This window comes from Serratia sp. 1D1416 (assembly GCF_003641105.1).
Lineage (GTDB): Bacteria > Pseudomonadota > Gammaproteobacteria > Enterobacterales > Enterobacteriaceae > Serratia > Serratia ficaria.
This window is the reverse complement of the sequence record NZ_CP032738.1, coordinates 4,544,436-4,559,529: the sequence shown is the minus strand read 5'-3', so window position 1 is coordinate 4,559,529 and position 15,094 is coordinate 4,544,436. Positions and strand designations below refer to the sequence as shown.

At 58.0% G+C, this 15,094-nt stretch carries 15 protein-coding genes; 9 read left to right on the top strand and 6 right to left on the bottom strand.

Features of this window, described 5'->3' with window-relative positions:
* The first annotated feature begins 73 nt into the window (after positions 1-73).
* From tsaB to rnd, 4 genes are all read left to right on the top strand, one after another.
* Entirely contained in the window at positions 74-775 is a 702-nt protein-coding gene (gene tsaB / locus D7I37_RS22025) for a tRNA (adenosine(37)-N6)-threonylcarbamoyltransferase complex dimerization subunit type 1 TsaB (RefSeq protein ID WP_129544355.1), read from the top strand.
* A gap of 100 nt (positions 776-875) precedes the next feature.
* Positions 876-1,466: a Slp family lipoprotein gene (locus D7I37_RS22020; RefSeq protein WP_061794535.1), complete on the top strand. Its 591-nt coding sequence runs from the start codon at positions 876-878 to the stop codon at positions 1,464-1,466.
* A gap of 208 nt (positions 1,467-1,674) precedes the next feature.
* Positions 1,675-3,363, top strand: coding sequence for a long-chain-fatty-acid--CoA ligase FadD (fadD, locus tag D7I37_RS22015; protein WP_061794534.1), 1,689 nt, complete (start codon positions 1,675-1,677; stop codon positions 3,361-3,363).
* Between the two features lie 83 nt (positions 3,364-3,446).
* On the top strand, positions 3,447-4,568 hold the full coding sequence (gene rnd / locus D7I37_RS22010; RefSeq protein ID WP_061794533.1) for a ribonuclease D: 1,122 nt from the start codon (positions 3,447-3,449) through the stop codon (positions 4,566-4,568).
* 234 nt (positions 4,569-4,802) lie between these two features.
* Here rnd and minE read toward each other — a convergent pair whose 3' ends face one another.
* Genes minE through minC form a run of 3 tightly spaced genes read right to left on the bottom strand, consistent with a single transcriptional unit; the run spans position 4,803 to position 6,612 of the window.
* Positions 4,803-5,072, bottom strand: coding sequence for a cell division topological specificity factor MinE (minE, locus tag D7I37_RS22005; protein WP_004932303.1), 270 nt, complete (start codon positions 5,070-5,072; stop codon positions 4,803-4,805).
* Between the two features lie 3 nt (positions 5,073-5,075).
* Positions 5,076-5,888: a septum site-determining protein MinD gene (minD, locus tag D7I37_RS22000; protein ID WP_061794532.1), complete on the bottom strand. Its 813-nt coding sequence runs from the start codon at positions 5,886-5,888 to the stop codon at positions 5,076-5,078.
* A 25-nt stretch (positions 5,889-5,913) separates the two neighbouring features.
* Entirely contained in the window at positions 5,914-6,612 is a 699-nt protein-coding gene (gene minC, locus D7I37_RS21995; protein ID WP_061794531.1) for a septum site-determining protein MinC, read from the bottom strand.
* A gap of 136 nt (positions 6,613-6,748) precedes the next feature.
* Here minC and D7I37_RS21990 point away from each other — a divergent pair, with 136 nt between their 5' ends.
* From D7I37_RS21990 to D7I37_RS21975, 4 genes are all read left to right on the top strand, one after another.
* Positions 6,749-7,021 (top strand): YcgL domain-containing protein, encoded by a 273-nt coding sequence (locus D7I37_RS21990; protein ID WP_061794530.1) that lies wholly within the window; start codon positions 6,749-6,751, stop codon positions 7,019-7,021.
* 46 nt (positions 7,022-7,067) lie between these two features.
* A complete protein-coding gene (locus tag D7I37_RS21985) occupies positions 7,068-8,096 on the top strand; it encodes a lytic transglycosylase domain-containing protein (protein WP_095097855.1) in 1,029 nt (342 codons plus the stop codon).
* A gap of 103 nt (positions 8,097-8,199) precedes the next feature.
* Positions 8,200-8,856 (top strand): fumarylacetoacetate hydrolase family protein, encoded by a 657-nt coding sequence (locus D7I37_RS21980; RefSeq protein ID WP_061794529.1) that lies wholly within the window; start codon positions 8,200-8,202, stop codon positions 8,854-8,856.
* Positions 8,857-8,981: 125 nt separating this feature from the next.
* Positions 8,982-9,428, top strand: a complete 447-nt coding sequence (locus D7I37_RS21975; protein WP_061794528.1) for a YcgN family cysteine cluster protein — start codon at positions 8,982-8,984, stop codon at positions 9,426-9,428.
* A gap of 502 nt (positions 9,429-9,930) precedes the next feature.
* On the opposite strand, the gene dsbB is transcribed toward D7I37_RS21975, so the two are convergent.
* Together dsbB and nhaB are read right to left on the bottom strand one after the other, a co-directional pair.
* On the bottom strand, positions 9,931-10,461 hold the full coding sequence (gene dsbB / locus D7I37_RS21970) for a disulfide bond formation protein DsbB (RefSeq protein WP_061794527.1): 531 nt from the start codon (positions 10,459-10,461) through the stop codon (positions 9,931-9,933).
* A gap of 121 nt (positions 10,462-10,582) precedes the next feature.
* Positions 10,583-12,160 carry a sodium/proton antiporter NhaB gene (gene nhaB, locus D7I37_RS21965; RefSeq protein ID WP_061794526.1) on the bottom strand — a complete coding sequence of 526 codons (1,578 nt, stop codon included), beginning with the start codon at positions 12,158-12,160 and terminating at the stop codon, positions 10,583-10,585.
* Between the two features lie 246 nt (positions 12,161-12,406).
* Here nhaB and fadR point away from each other — a divergent pair, with 246 nt between their 5' ends.
* A complete protein-coding gene (gene fadR, locus D7I37_RS21960; protein ID WP_061794525.1) occupies positions 12,407-13,126 on the top strand; it encodes a fatty acid metabolism transcriptional regulator FadR in 720 nt (239 codons plus the stop codon).
* A gap of 51 nt (positions 13,127-13,177) precedes the next feature.
* On the opposite strand, the gene D7I37_RS21955 is transcribed toward fadR, so the two are convergent.
* Positions 13,178-14,713, bottom strand: a complete 1,536-nt coding sequence (locus tag D7I37_RS21955; RefSeq protein WP_061794762.1) for a SpoVR family protein — start codon at positions 14,711-14,713, stop codon at positions 13,178-13,180.
* Positions 14,714-15,094: the final 381 nt, after the last annotated feature.

Here is a 15,094-nt window from a genome sequence, read left to right as displayed (position 1 = left end):
GAAGGGCTTACGGGGCTGTGCTACAATGCGCGCCCTGTATGAAAACCCTGTTTTATTCCCGCCAGAGGTTGGCATGTCCACGCGAATTTTAGCGATCGATACGGCGACGGAAGCCTGTTCCGTCGCCATCTGGAATCAAGGCGAGATCCACGCCCTGTTTGAGCTGTGCCCACGCGAGCATACGCAACGTATTTTACCTATGGTGCAGCAGGTGCTGGCGGAATCCGGCCTGGCGCTAAACCAGCTCGATGCGCTGGCCTTCGGCCGCGGCCCCGGCAGCTTTACCGGCGTACGCATCGGCATCGGCATCGCGCAGGGGTTGGCGCTGGGCGCCGACTTGCCGATGCTCGGCATTTCGACCCTGCAGACCATGGCGCAGGGCGCCTGGCGGGTCGGCGGCGCCGATCGGGTGCTGGCGGCCATCGACGCCCGCATGGGCGAAGTCTACTGGGGGCAATTCGAGCGTCGGGCGGACGGCGGCTGGCTGGAAAGCGAAGGCGAAGCGGTGCTTTCGCCGGCGCAGACGCTGGAACGCGCTCAACGCCTGCAGGGCGACTGGGCCCACGTCGGCACCGGCTGGCAAACCTATCCTGACCTGGTCGGCGGATCCTCGCTGATCCTGCGCGATGGCCAGATGCTGCTGCCGCAGGCGGAAGACATGCTGCCGCTGGCGCTGCAGGCCTGGCTGCGGGGGGATGCGGTGGCGGTGGAAAACGCCGAGCCGACCTACCTGCGCAATGAAGTGACCTGGAAGAAATTGCCTGGCCGCGAATAGCCGCGGCTTATTGTGCTGCCGTTGATTTCGTCGGGGGGCGCGGTGCAACTTGCACGCCGAGTTGCGGTCGAAGTTACAGGTATTTCAGGAGATTGCGACCATGTTAACCCGCACTGCAAGTAAAAGAGCGTCGCTGCTGGCCATCGCCTGCGGCGCGTTGGCGTTAAGCGGCTGCGTGACCGTGCCGGACGCCATCAAGGGGTCGACAACGACGCCGGTGATGCGGCTGTCTTCGGTGCAGAATGCGCCGAATATGTTCACCGGGGCCGAGGCGCGTTTCGGCGGCACCGTGGTGAACGTGGCCAATGAACAGGGGCGGACGGTGCTGGAGATCGCCGCCGTGCCGCTCGATTCCGGCGCGCGTCCGGTTTTGGGCGAACCTTCGCGCGGCCGCTTGCTGGCCACGGTCAACGGTTTCCTGGAGCCGGTTGATTTCAAAGGCCAACTGGTGACCGTGGTCGGGCCGATTACCGGCCTGAAAGACGGCAAGATCGGCATGACGCCATACCGGTTCGTGACGATGAACGTGACCGGCTATAAGCGCTGGCGTCTGGTGCAGCAGGTGATGATGCCGCCTGCGCCGATGGGACCCTGGGGCTGGCGTGGCGGTCCGTGGGGCCCAGGCTGGGGCGCCGGTTACGGCTGGTATAATCCGGGCCCGGCGCAGGTGGAAACCCTCGTTACCGAGTAGAAAACGCTTGATGTGAACAATTTTTGACAGGGCGGCTCCGGCCGCCTTTTCTTTTTGGCGTAGGGAAACGCCGGCAATTAGTGACGTACATCGCAACCTGAATAATGTTTAAAACCTGAACTGGTCCGCTGAGTTAAAATATTGTTATGGTTAGGCTGCGAGTTTAGGGGCTGCGATGATAATTAGTAATGATTTCAGGAGTAATACCTTGGATAAGGTCTGGTTAAAACGGTACCCGGCAGATGTTCCCGCAGAGATCGACGCCGATCGTTATTCATCTTTGATCGAAATGTTCGAGAACGCGGTGCAGCGCTACGCCGATCAGCCCGCGTTCATCAACATGGGCGAGGTGATGACCTTTCGCAAGCTGGAAGAGCGCAGCCGCGCCTTTGCGGCTTACCTGCAAAATGAACTGGGCCTGAAGAAGGGCGACCGCGTCGCGCTGATGATGCCTAACCTGCTGCAGTACCCGATCGCGCTGTTCGGCGTGTTGCGCGCCGGGATGGTGGTGGTCAACGTCAACCCGCTGTACACGCCGCGAGAGCTGGAACACCAGCTGAACGACAGCGGCGCCAGCGCCATCGTGATCGTCTCCAACTTTGCCCATACGCTGGAAAAAGTGGTGTTCAACACCCAGGTGAAACATGTGATCCTCACGCGCATGGGCGATCAGCTTTCGGCCGCCAAAGGCACGCTGGTCAACTTTGTGGTGAAGTACATCAAGCGGCTGGTGCCGAAATACAACCTGCCCGCGGCGATCTCGTTCCGCAGCGCGCTGCAGCGCGGCCGCCGCCTGCAGTACGTCAAACCGGACATCATCAATGCAGATCTGGCGTTCCTGCAGTACACCGGCGGCACCACCGGGGTGGCGAAAGGCGCGATGCTGACGCACCGCAACATGCAGGCCAACCTGGAGCAGGCCAAGGCCGCCTATATGCCGCTGTTCCGCGAGGGGCAGGATCTGGTGGTCACGGCGTTGCCGCTGTACCACATCTTTGCTCTGACGGTGAACTGCCTGCTGTTCATCGAGCTGGGCGGCCGCAACCTGCTGATCACCAACCCGCGCGACATTCCCGGATTGGTAAAAGAGCTGGGCAAATATCCCTTCACCGCCATGAGCGGCGTGAATACCCTGTTCAACGCGCTGTTGAATAACGAAGACTTCCATAAGCTCGACTTCTCCACGCTGCGTTTCTCCGTCGGCGGCGGCATGTCGGTGCAAAAAGCGGTGGCGGACAAGTGGGAACAGGTCACAGGCAAGCATCTGCTGGAAGGTTACGGCCTGACCGAGTGCGCGCCGTTGGTGTCGGGCAATCCTTATGACCTGAAACACTACAGCGGCAGCATCGGCCTGCCGGTGCCGTCGACCGACATTCGCCTGGTGGATGACAACGGCCAGGACGTGCCCGTGGGCGAACCGGGCGAACTGTGGGTCAAAGGGCCGCAAGTTATGTTAGGCTACTGGCAGCGGCCGGAAGCCACCGACGAAGTATTGAAAGAGGGCTGGTTGGCGACCGGGGACGTGGTTACCGTAGACGAGCAGGGCTTTGTGCGCATCGTCGACCGCAAGAAGGACATGATCCTGGTGTCCGGTTTCAACGTGTATCCGAATGAGATCGAAGACGTGGTCAGCCAGCATCCGAAAGTGCTGGAGTGTGCGGCGATCGGCGTGCCGAGTGAGGTTTCCGGCGAGGCGGTGAAAATTTGCGTGGTGAAGAAAGACGCTTCGCTGACCAAAGAAGAGTTGCTGACCCATTGCCGCCGCCACCTGACCGGGTATAAAGTGCCTAAAATTGTTGAGTTCCGCGACGAGCTGCCGAAATCGAACGTCGGCAAAATTTTGCGGCGAGAATTGCGTGATGAGCAAAAATCACCGAAGCCGGCCGATGCCGCCTAGGCGATCGGCTTCTCGCCTTACTGATCAACAACGCCGGTGAATGCCGGCGTTGTTGTGTTTGAATCATATAAGAGAATGACGTTTTGAATTATCAGTTGATCACTACCGATGCCGGATTGCAGCAGGTCTGCGAGCAGGCGAGAAAGTATGCCCAGATAGCGCTGGACACCGAGTTTGTCAGAACGCGCACCTACTACCCGCAGCTAGGCCTGATCCAGCTCTACGACGGTGAGCAGCTTTCCCTGATCGATCCGTTGCCGATCAGGCAATGGCAGCCGTTCATCGAACTGCTGGCCGATACCGACGTGGTCAAGTTCCTGCACGCCGGCAGCGAGGACCTGGAAGTGTTCCTCAACGCCTTCAAGACGCTGCCGACCCCGCTGATTGACACCCAGATCCTGGCGGCCTTCACCGGGCGGCCGCTGTCGTGCGGTTTCGCGACTCTGGTGGCGGAATATATGCAGGTCGAGCTGGACAAAAGCGAATCGCGCACCGATTGGCTGGCGCGCCCGCTGACCGAAAAACAGTGTGCGTATGCGGCGGCCGACGTGTTCTACCTGCTGCCGATGGCCAAACGGCTGGTGCAGGAGACCGAAGAGGCCGGCTGGACCGCCGCCGCCCACAATGAGTGCCTGCTGTTGTGCCAGCGCCGCAGCGAGACGCTGGCGCCGGAATTGGCCTACCGTGAAATCACCAATGCCTGGCAGCTGCGTCCCCGTCAGCTGGGATGCCTGCAGAAGCTGGCCGAATGGCGGCTGCGTCAGGCGCGCGAGCGCGATCTGGCGGTAAACTTTGTGGTGCGGGAAGAAAATCTCTGGCAGGTGGCGCGCTATATGCCGACCTCGCTGGGCGAACTGGAGTCGCTGGGGCTGAGCGGGCCGGAAATCCGCTATCACGGCAAAACGCTGGTGGCTTTGGTGGCGGAGGCCGCCGCGCTGGACGATTCGGCCTTGCCCAAGCCGTTGGGCAACCTGATCGACCAGCCGGGTTACAAGAAGGTGTTCAAGGATATCAAAGCGGCGATCCTGGTTGTCAGCGAGCAAAGCGGGTTGAGCAGCGAGCTGCTGGCCTCGCGCCGCCAGATTAACCAACTGCTGAATTGGCATTGGAAACTGAAAGAAAACGACAGCCAACCGGAATTAATCAGCGGCTGGCGCGGTGATTTATTAACGGCGCCGCTGCAGGAAATCCTGAAGAATTATTAATCGCTGACAAGGTCGGGGCAGGGTAAGGAAACGCTGCTCTGATTATTGGCCGGAAATAATCAGGCGGGTAAAGAAACGACCAGAATTTACTTTAAACGACAATGCCGCAAGATTAATTGGGATTAGTCTCAAAGGGCAAAAAGGGTTTATTCGGCGATTTTGGGGATTAATAACTGGATGTGCATACAGTTACCCCCTGTATAAAATATACAGGGGGTAATTAATGCGTCGCAATCATTTAGCTGCTTCTTCCGATTCCGGCAATGTCACGTTGAGCTCAAGCACCGAAATATCATCCCCTTTCTGCTCGAACTGCACGTGCAGCATTTCAGGGTCGATTTGAATATATTTGCAAATTACCGCCAGAATATCGCGTTTCAAATCAGGAAGATACGGGGGCTCGCTGTCCCCGCGACGACGCTCTGCGACGATAATCTGCAGCCGTTCCTTGGCTATATTGGCTGTCTGTTTTTTGCGGGACAGAAAGAAGTCTAATAATGCCATGGTTTATCCCCCAAAAAGGCGTTTCAGGAAACCCTTCTTCTCTTCTTCGATGAAGCGGAATGGGCGTTCTTCTCCTAACAAGCGGCTAACGGTATCGTCATAGGCCTTACCGGCATCTGACTCGCCATCCAGGATCACCGGCTCGCCCTGGTTGGACGCGCGCAGTACGGACTGGTCTTCCGGGATCACGCCCACCAGTGGGATGCGCAGGATTTCCAGCACGTCTTCCATGCTCAACATGTCGCCGCGGCTGACGCGGCCCGGGTTGTAGCGAGTCAGCAGCAGGTGTTCCTTGATCGGCGATTCGCCTTTCTCGGCGCGGCGCGACTTGGAAGACAGGATGCCCAGGATACGGTCAGAGTCACGTACCGAGGAGACTTCCGGGTTGGTGGTGATGATGGCTTCGTCGGCGAAATACAGCGCCATCAGCGCGCCGGTTTCGATGCCCGCCGGCGAGTCGCAGACCACGAAGTCAAAATCCATTTCGCCCAAATCGTTGAGGATCTTCTCAACGCCTTCGCGGGTCAGCGCGTCTTTGTCGCGCGTTTGCGAAGCCGGCAGGATGTAGAGGTTTTCCGTGCGCTTATCTTTGATCAACGCCTGATTCAGCGTGGCGTCACCCTGGATCACGTTAACGAAATCATAAACCACCCGACGTTCGCAGCCCATGATCAGGTCAAGGTTACGCAGGCCGATATCGAAATCGATCACTACGGTTTTCTTGCCTTTCTGGGCCAGGCCGGTAGCGATGGCCGCGCTCGAAGTGGTCTTGCCAACGCCCCCTTTACCCGATGTAACAACAATAATGCGTGCCATGAAATGGATTCCTTGTCAAAAGGGCTTAATTTAAAGGTTGTATGGTTAAAGCGTTATCCAACAGGCTGAGTCGTACGGCCTGCCCGACATAATCGGACGGGATTTGGTCGCTCAACCAGTACTGCCCTGCGATAGAGACTAGCTCAGCACCCAGGTGCGTGCAAAAAATCTGGCACTGCGTATCGCCTGATGCGCCGGCCAGCGCGCGACCGCGCATCATGCCGTAGATGTGAATGTTGCCGTCGGCAATCAATTCGGCGCCGGCGCTGACGCTGCTGGTCACGATCAGATCGCAGTTGCGGGCATAAATTTGTTGGCCGGAACGGACAGGGGTACTGATGATGCGCGTTTTGGCGGGGGCGTTTTCCACCACCGGAGCGGGCGCGGGCGCCGGTTCCGGGGCGGCCATTTTCTGGCCTTTGCCTTCGCTCAGCAGCGGCAGCCCGGCACGGGCTATCGCACGCTTTTGTCGCTCATCTCTGCAACCGCTGATACCTACAACGCGCAGACCTGCTGCCGTGACAGCCTGTTGAAGTTCTTTCCAGTTCGCATCGCCGTTCAGCGTTGCTACGTTGATAACAACAGGGGCGTTTTTCAAAAAGGCGGGCGCTTGCTCCACTTTTTCCAATAACGCCTGACGTATTACCTCGGGTTCTGAATTATGCAAATGAACAACCGATAGGGTAAAACTGCTGCCTTTTAGCTCAATTGGCGATTGTGACATCTATCCTGACTCAGTCTCAGCAACTTTAAATCCCCGGAATACCACTCGGGGTGCGATATTCCGATGTACTAGAAGCATGTTATAGTCAGAGTTATATCCAGGCAAGACGCTGCCTCAATTAAATAGAGTTAAAAAAATGCTTTGTGTGATCTATAGAAGCTCGAAACGCGATCAAACTTATCTTTATGTCGAAAAAAAAGACGATTTCTCTCGGGTGCCGGAAGATCTGATGAAAAGTTTCGGTACGCCGCAATTGGCGATGGTGCTTTCGCTGGACGAGCGCAAAAAGCTCGCCTCGGCGGATATTGAGAAAGTCAAACAGGCGCTGAAAGATGAGGGCTACTACCTGCAGTTCCCGCCGCCGGTGGAAAACCTGCTGAATCAGCATCTGTCGGGAGAGAAAGAGTAGCCCCCGACGCGCTGAATCGATGACCGAAACGGATGAAGGAGGCGCGATGAGAACCTCGGCGAGGATAACGTTGACGCTGTTGCTGACGCTGGGCGGCGGGTCGCTTCCCCCGGCGATGGCGCAAACCCTCGGCGGCCAGGGAGCCACGCTGCGCGAAACCGGGCGCGACCCGGCGCAGTTCCCGGCCTACGTCGAGCAGCTGAAGCGGCAGGCGCGGGCGCAGGGCATCCGCCAGGCGACCCTCGATCGCGCCTTCGCCGACGTGCATTTTATCGACCGGGTGGTCAAGGCCGATCGCAATCAGCCGGAAAAGAAGCTGACGCTGGATGATTATCTGCAGCGCGTGATCTCGCCGGCCAAGGTGCGGCAAGGTCGCGAGCTGGCGCGGCAATATCATCCCCAGCTGACGCGGGTCAGCGCACAATATCGGGTGCCGGAGCGTTATATCGTCGCGCTCTGGGGCATGGAAAGCGCCTTTGGCAAGATCCAGGGGCGCGAAGACCTGATATCGGCGCTGGCGACGCTGGCGTTCGAGGGCCGCCGCGAGGCGTTCTTCAGCCGACAGCTGATGGCGGCGCTCAAGATTGTCGAACAGGGCCATGCCGGTGACGGCCCGCTGAAAGGATCCTGGGCCGGGGCGATGGGGCAATGCCAATTCATGCCGACCTCGTTTCTGCGTTACGCGGTGGACGGCGACGCTGACGGCCGCATCGACATCTGGCATACCCCGGCCGACGTTTTCGCCTCCACCGCCAATTATCTGTCTACCGAAGGCTGGCAACCCGGTGTCGGCTGGGGCAGGGAGGTCAAGCTGCCACCCGGCTTCGATACCGGCCGGCTGGGGTTGAAAGACGCCCAGGCGCAGAGCGTCGATCGGTGGCAAGAATACGGCGTGCGTCGGGTGGATGGCCGCGCATTGCCGCGCGCCAGTCTGCGCGGCTGGATCATCGCACCGGATGGCGTGCCGGGGCGCGCGTTCCTGGTCTATGATAATTTCCGAACTATCATGCACTGGAATAGCTCTTACTATTTTGCGATCGGTGTGGGTATGATGGCCGACGGCATCGGGCACTGACCCGCCGCGCTGCCGCCGGCGAAGAGACGCAGCAGACAGCGTCCGCGCGCCAATAACGGGCTTAGCGTGCTAAGCCCCTACATGTTTTGTAGGGAGAAGCGGTATGTATCAACATAGAGACTGGCAGGGGTCATTGCTCGATTTCCCGGTGAACAAGGTGGTCTGCGTCGGCAGCAACTACGCCGATCATATCAAGGAAATGGGCAGCGCGACCTCCGCCGAGCCGGTGGTGTTTATCAAACCGGAAACGGCGCTGTGCGATATTCGCCAGCCGGTGGCCATTCCCAAGGAATTCGGTTCGGTCCACCATGAGGTGGAGCTGGCGGTGCTGATCGGCACGCCGCTGAAGCAGGCCAACGAAGACCGCGTCGCGCGGGCGATCGCCGGTTACGGCGTGGCGCTCGATCTGACGTTGCGCGAGCTGCAGGCCGGTTTCAAAAAGGCCGGCCAGCCATGGGAAAAAGCCAAGGCCTTCGACGGTTCTTGCCCGATGTCCGGTTTTATTCCGGTCGCCGAATTCGGCGATCCGCAGAACGCCGAACTGTCGCTGACGGTCAACGATCGGCTGCGCCAGCAGGGCAACACCCGCGACATGATCACGCCGATCCTGCCGCTGATCGCCTACATGAGCCGTTTCTTCACGCTGCGCGCCGGCGACATCATCCTCACCGGCACTCCGCAGGGCGTGGGGCCGATGGTCTCCGGCGACATGCTGAAAATTACCCTCAACGGCAAATCGCTCAGCACCCGGGTGATTTGAATTCTCGCTTTGCCGTCGGAGCAAACGGCGGCAAAGCTTGCATCTGTCGGCTAAAATGTCTATATAGTGCACCCTCAAAACCTGTGCGCAGGTTATCTATTCCTTTACCTAAACCGGACGCCAACATGTCACAACTCCCTTTTTGGCAACAGAAAACCCTGGCGGAAATGTCAGAACAAGAGTGGGAATCGCTGTGCGACGGTTGTGGGCAATGCTGTCTGAATAAGCTGATCGACGAAGATACCGACGAGATTTATTTCACCAACGTAGCCTGCAACCAGCTCAACATCAAATCTTGCCAGTGCCGCAACTACGAGCGCCGCTTTGAGCTGGAAGAAGACTGCATCAAGCTGACGCGTGAAAATCTCACCACCTTCGACTGGTTGCCGCCGACCTGCGCCTATCGCCTGATTGGCGAAGGCAAACCGCTGTTCCCCTGGCATCCGCTGATCAGCGGCTCCAAGGCGGCGATGCACGGCGAGCGCATTACCGTGCGGCATATTGCGGTGCGCGAGAGCGAAGTGGTGGATTGGCAGGACCACATTCTGAATAAACCGGACTGGGCGCGTTAGGCCTAAAACGAAAAAAGCCCCTGCAAAGTGAGGGGCAAGACATACAACAACACCAGGGAAATTGGTGGTACAAACTTGCCGATACTATAAGGATATTTTGGGCAAAGTTCATCAATATATTGATTTAATAATACGTAGATAGGGTGAATTTTTTTGTACGATGCTGTAAATGACCAGGATACGTTGCCCCGCAGGCTCCCCTCGAGGTTGGCGCGCTGGCCCCGGTTTTGTCTTCGGCGGCGGGCTAAAGTTAATGTTATGTAAATTACGCGCTAAATGCCGTTCGAATGCTTCTTTTTATACAATAAGTTAGGTAGTTTGGCCGTTCTCACGTTGGTTCGAGAACACAACAATGAAAATGGTCCGACTGTTTGCCGTGGCTGGAGCACTGATCGTGCTCGTTTACTACCTTACCCATACCTGAGGTCAGGTAACCGGTAAGATTAACAGCAATCCGATAAAAAAACGGCGCCTTCAGGCGCCGTTTTTTGTTTGCGGAGGCTCAGCGGCCAAACAGATCGCGGCGCCGCGGCCGAACGAACTGAGCGATCAGGACCACCACCGCCACCAGCAGATAAGCGGCGAAGATGCCCACCAGCCACTGCGGCATCTCCAGCGTCAGGAACTGCCACTGGCGCACCGAGCAATCGCCGGAAGCGTGGAACACCGCCGGCAGCCATTTATCCAGCGGCAGCCAGGAAGGGAAGCTGACGAAGAAATCGCAGGTATTAAACGGCGACGGGTGCAGTTGGATCATGGTGTGTTTCCACGCCAGCTGCACGCCTTCCCAGGCGCTGTAGATCCACAACAGGATAGCCACGTAGCGCAGCGGGGTTTTCGGCGCAATGGCACCCACCAGCGAAGCGCCGAGAATGCCGAACAGGGCGCAGCGTTCATAGATGCACATGACGCAGGGTTGCAGCAGCATCACGTGCTGGAAATAGAGCGCGACTAATTCCAGCACCAGCGCCGTCAGGGCCATCAGCAGCCAAGCACCGCGCCCCCGTGAGCAGCGGTTAAAGAATTGCAACATATATTTATTCTTCCATGCAGTAAGCAATTGAACGGGCAGTGTAAACCAATTCAACCCCGCTGCCAGCCACCTGAACCGGATTAGGCATAAAAATAGTCGCGGCGGCGCAACGGGGTGAACGTCAGTGCCCGGCGGCAGAGGTTACCCCCTCGAGCGCCGGCGGCGTCAGCCAGTGCCACTGGGTCAGCAGTTCGGTCATCGGCGCCAGGGTAAACTGCACGCACAGCAGCCCAACCAGGGTCAATACCACAGTATAGGGCAACGCCATCCACACCATGCGGCCGTAGGATAAACGCACCAGCGGGGCCAGCGCCGAGGTCAGCAGGAACAGGAACGCCGCCTGGCCGTTCGGCGTAGCCACCGACGGCAGGTTGGTGCCGGTATTGATGGCCACCGCCAGCATTTCGAACTGCTTCAGTGAAACGGCGCCGCTCTCGAACGCCGCGCGCGCTTCGTTGATGTAGACCGTGCCGACAAACACGTTGTCGGATACCGAAGACAACAGGCCGTTGAACAGATAGAACAGCGACAGTTGGGAAGAAGGTTCCGACTGCAGGACGAACTGGATCACCGGGCTGAACAGGTGCTGCTCGATAATCACCGCCACCACGGTGAAAAATACCGTCAGCAGGGCGGTGAAGGGCAAGGCTTCCTGGAAGGCTTTGCCGATGGCGTGTTCGTCGGTCACGCCGCACAGCGAGGTGGCCAGTATGATCACCGACAGACCAATCAGGCCGACCTCCGCCAGGTGGAACGCCAGCGCCAGTACCAGCCAGACGCCGATCAGCGCCTGAACCACCAGCTTGAGCCGTTCCTGCTTGCTGCGGCCGGCGGTGGCCTTGCGATCGAACTCTTTCAGCACCTCGCGCACCGGCTCGGGCAGCTGCGCGCCGTAGCCGAACAGGCGGAAGCGCTCGACCAGCAGGCAAACCAGCAGGCCGCATACCAGCACCGGCAGCGTCACCGGCGCCATGCGCAGGAAGAAATCGATAAACCCCCAGCCGGCGCTTTTGGCGATGATCAGGTTCTGCGGCTCGCCGACCATGGTCATGACGCCGCCCAGCGCGGTGCCGACGCCGGCGTGCATCAACAGGCTGCGCAAGAAGGCACGGAACTGCTCCAGCGTCCGCTTGCGTTCGTCGCAGCTGAAATCGCTGTCATCGCCGATATCGCCGTCCGCGCGGTTGGAGGTGACATTGTGATAGATGGAATAAAACCCGGTGGCGACGCTGATCACCACCGCTACTACCGTCAGCGCGTCGAGGAAGGCCGAGAGCAGCGCCGCCGCCAGGCAAAAGGCCAGCGACAGCAGCATCTTCGAACGGATGTTAAGCAGCAGCTTGGTGAAAACGAACAGCAGCAGCTGTTTCATAAAGTAGATGCCGGCCACCATAAAGATCAGCAACAGCAGCACTTCCAGGTTATGGGCGATTTCATCCGCCACCTGAGCCGGGCGGGTCATGCCGATCGCCACCGCTTCGATCGCCAGCAGGCCGCCGGGCAGCAGCGGGTAACACTTCAGCGCCATCGCCAGGGTAAAGATAAACTCGACCACCAACAGCCAGCCGGCCACGAACGGGCTGGCCAAAAAGAACACCAGCGGGTTGACGATCAGGAAAACGATAATGGCCAGTTTGTACCAGTCGGGGGATTGCCCGAGGAAGTTTTTCACCAGGGCGCTGCGCAGGGTTGTTTCCATGGTCCTTCATGCATCCTTAATAAATTAAATCATCAGCCCGTACCCTAACAACGCCGGATAGGCGGGCGCAACCGAAGCTTGTTTCACGGCGACAAATTTCTCCACCGCGGTGTTTTTTCCTATTTTTTGCCAGGTTATGCACACTTTCGTTTATTGTTTTCCGCTCACGCTATGTCATGCCATGGCGATCTGGTATGATCAGCCGACTACTATTACTGATTATCGTCGCAACGGAACGTCAAACACATGGTCATAAAGGCGCAGAGTCCTGCCGGTTTCGCGGAAGAGTACATTATCGAGAGTATTTGGAATAATCGCTTCCCTCCTGGCTCTATTTTGCCCGCGGAGCGTGAGCTTTCAGAGCTGATTGGTGTCACGCGCACCACGTTACGTGAAGTTTTACAACGCCTGGCGCGTGATGGCTGGCTGACCATTCAGCATGGCAAACCCACCAAAGTAAACAATTTCTGGGAAACCTCGGGCCTCAATATTCTCGAGACCGTGGCGCGCCTCGATCATAACAGCGTCCCGCAACTGATCGATAACCTGCTGTCGGTGCGCACCAACATCGCCTCAATCTTTATTCGCGCCGCGGTGCGCAACCACCCGGAGCAGGCGCAGGAAGTGCTGGCGAAAGCGACCGAAGTGGAAGATCAGGCCGATGCCTTCAACCTGCTGGACTACGAGATTTTCCGCGGTCTGGCGTTTGCCTCCGGCAACCCGATCTACGGGCTGATTTTCAACGGCCTGAAAGGGCTGTACACCCGCGTCGGCCGCTACTATTTCTCCAACCCGGAAGCGCGCAAGCTGGCGCTGACCTTCTACAGCAAGCTGTCTACCCTGTGCCATGAAAAATCGCACGATCAGGTGATGGACACGGTGCGTAGCTACGGGAAAGAGAGCGGGGCCATCTGGCAGAGCATGCAGGGCACTATGCCGAGCGATCTGACCGAAGCGCGCCGCTAGTCGCGTGGGGAAAGAAGGGCGCCTGTCGGCGCCCTTTTTCGTTGATGGCGGTTACAGCGGCGCCGGCCGCGGCGGGCAGCGGTCCAGCAATTCCACGCTGCCGTCTTCATTCTGCTGTTCGAGGATAATGTCGAAGCCCCACAGGCGATGCAGGTGCTTCAGCACTTCGCGGCGGCTTTTGTCCAACGGCGCGCGTTCCTGCGGGATGTAGCGCAGCGTCAGCGAACGATCGCCGCGCAGATCCACGTTCCAGATTTGAATGTTCGGCTCATGGTTGCTCAGGTTGTACTGCGCCGACAGCTCCTGACGGATCGCCCGGTAACCGGCTTCGTTGTGGATCGCCGCAATCTCCAGGTAGTTGTTGCGATCGTCATCCAGCACGGTGAACAGCCGGAAATCGCGCATCACCTTGGGTGACAGGAACTGGCTGATAAAGCTCTCATCCTTGAAGTCGCGCATGGCGAAATGCAGCGTCTCCAGCCAGTCTTTGCCGGCGATGTCCGGGAACCAGTAGCGATCTTCCTCGGTGGGTGATTGGCAGATGCGCTTGATGTCCTGGAACATGGCGAAGCCCAGCGCATACGGGTTGATGCCGTTATAGTAAGGGCTGTTGTACGGCGGCTGGTACACCACGTTGGTGTGGCTGTGCAGAAACTCCAGCATGAATCGCTCGGTGACCCGCCCCTCGTCATACAGATGATTGAGAATGCTATAGTGCCAGAAGGTCGCCCATCCCTCGTTCATCACCTGAGTCTGCTTCTGCGGATAAAAATACTGGCTTACCTTGCGCACGATGCGCAGCACTTCGCGCTGCCAGGGTTCCAGCAGCGGCGCGTTCTTTTCCATAAAGTAGAGGATATTTTCCTGCGGTTCGCTCGGATAACGGCGAGCCTGCTCCGGCGCCTCTTCGCGCTCGACCCGCGGCAGGGTTTTCCACAGCGTGTTCACCTGGCTTTGCAGGTATTCTTCGCGGCTCTTTTGGCGCGCCTTCTCTTCGACCAGCGATATTTTCTGCGGCCGTTTATATCTGTCCACGCCGTAGTTCATCAGCGCGTGGCAGGAGTCCAGCAGGCGCTCTACCTCCTCCACGCCATAGCGTTCTTCGCACTGGCTGATGTAGCGGCGGGCGAACAGCAGGTAGTCGACGATCGAACTGGCGTCGGTCCAGCTGCGGAACAGGTAATTGTTCTTGAAGAAGGAGTTATGGCCGTAGCAGGCGTGCGCCATGACCAGCGCCTGCATGGTGATGGTGTTTTCTTCCATCAGGTAGGCGATGCAGGGGTTGGAGTTGATAACGATCTCGTAAGCCAGGCCCTGTTGCCCATGCTTGTAGCGCTGCTCGGTTTCGATGAATTTTTTGCCGAATGACCAGTGGGTATAGTTAATCGGCATGCCGACGCTGGAATAAGCGTCCATCATCTGCTCGGAGGTAATGACCTCTATCTGATGCGGGTAAGTGTCGAGCCCGTAATGCTTGGCTACGCGGTCGATATGCTCCAGGTAAACCTGCAGCAGGTCGAACGTCCAGTCCGGTCCATCGCTCAGACGTTTATCTTCCTTAACCTTTTCATGTGTCGAAGTAGTCATCAGCGCACCCTCGTTATTCACGGGCCTTGCTCAAACGGCAGGCCCTGTATCAATCGTAGCTCAATCTGCAGAGAGGGAATAATGATATAAAGCTTAAAAATTCAACGGTCTGCTGTCTTTCTGCCGTAAAGGGGAGCTTCGGCGGGCATCGGCGCCGGGTTTTTTGTGCTGCCGAGGCTCTGGCCGTCACGAGCGTCTTGTGTTGGTTAAGTGGCTTTTTATTGGTGTTTTATTCTGTTGGCTTGGGTGGGTTTCATTTTTATGTTCTGTTAAATCCTTGTTGCGGGCGGTGGCTTCGCGAGGTGCTTTCAATGATTGCATTGACGTCATAATGGGGCGAGTTTAGCGCTGGAAAACGCCTTTTACCGCAGCTTATCGCCT

What these genes read in the sequence shown, in the direction of transcription:
- tsaB (WP_129544355.1), top strand. Translation starts at nt 74, where the DNA reads ATGTCCACGCGAATTTTAGCGATCGATACGGCGACGGAAGCCTGTTCC.
- D7I37_RS22020 (WP_061794535.1), top strand. Translation starts at nt 876, where the DNA reads ATGTTAACCCGCACTGCAAGTAAAAGAGCGTCGCTGCTGGCCATCGCC.
- minE (WP_004932303.1), bottom strand. Translation starts at nt 5,072, where the DNA reads ATGGCATTATTAGACTTCTTTCTGTCCCGCAAAAAACAGACAGCCAAT.
- minD (WP_061794532.1), bottom strand. Translation starts at nt 5,888, where the DNA reads ATGGCACGCATTATTGTTGTTACATCGGGTAAAGGGGGCGTTGGCAAG.
- minC (WP_061794531.1), bottom strand. Translation starts at nt 6,612, where the DNA reads ATGTCACAATCGCCAATTGAGCTAAAAGGCAGCAGTTTTACCCTATCG.
- D7I37_RS21990 (WP_061794530.1), top strand. Translation starts at nt 6,749, where the DNA reads ATGCTTTGTGTGATCTATAGAAGCTCGAAACGCGATCAAACTTATCTT.
- D7I37_RS21985 (WP_095097855.1), top strand. Translation starts at nt 7,068, where the DNA reads ATGAGAACCTCGGCGAGGATAACGTTGACGCTGTTGCTGACGCTGGGC.
- D7I37_RS21980 (WP_061794529.1), top strand. Translation starts at nt 8,200, where the DNA reads ATGTATCAACATAGAGACTGGCAGGGGTCATTGCTCGATTTCCCGGTG.
- D7I37_RS21975 (WP_061794528.1), top strand. Translation starts at nt 8,982, where the DNA reads ATGTCACAACTCCCTTTTTGGCAACAGAAAACCCTGGCGGAAATGTCA.
- dsbB (WP_061794527.1), bottom strand. Translation starts at nt 10,461, where the DNA reads ATGTTGCAATTCTTTAACCGCTGCTCACGGGGGCGCGGTGCTTGGCTG.
- nhaB (WP_061794526.1), bottom strand. Translation starts at nt 12,160, where the DNA reads ATGGAAACAACCCTGCGCAGCGCCCTGGTGAAAAACTTCCTCGGGCAA.
- fadR (WP_061794525.1), top strand. Translation starts at nt 12,407, where the DNA reads ATGGTCATAAAGGCGCAGAGTCCTGCCGGTTTCGCGGAAGAGTACATT.
- D7I37_RS21955 (WP_061794762.1), bottom strand. Translation starts at nt 14,713, where the DNA reads ATGACTACTTCGACACATGAAAAGGTTAAGGAAGATAAACGTCTGAGC.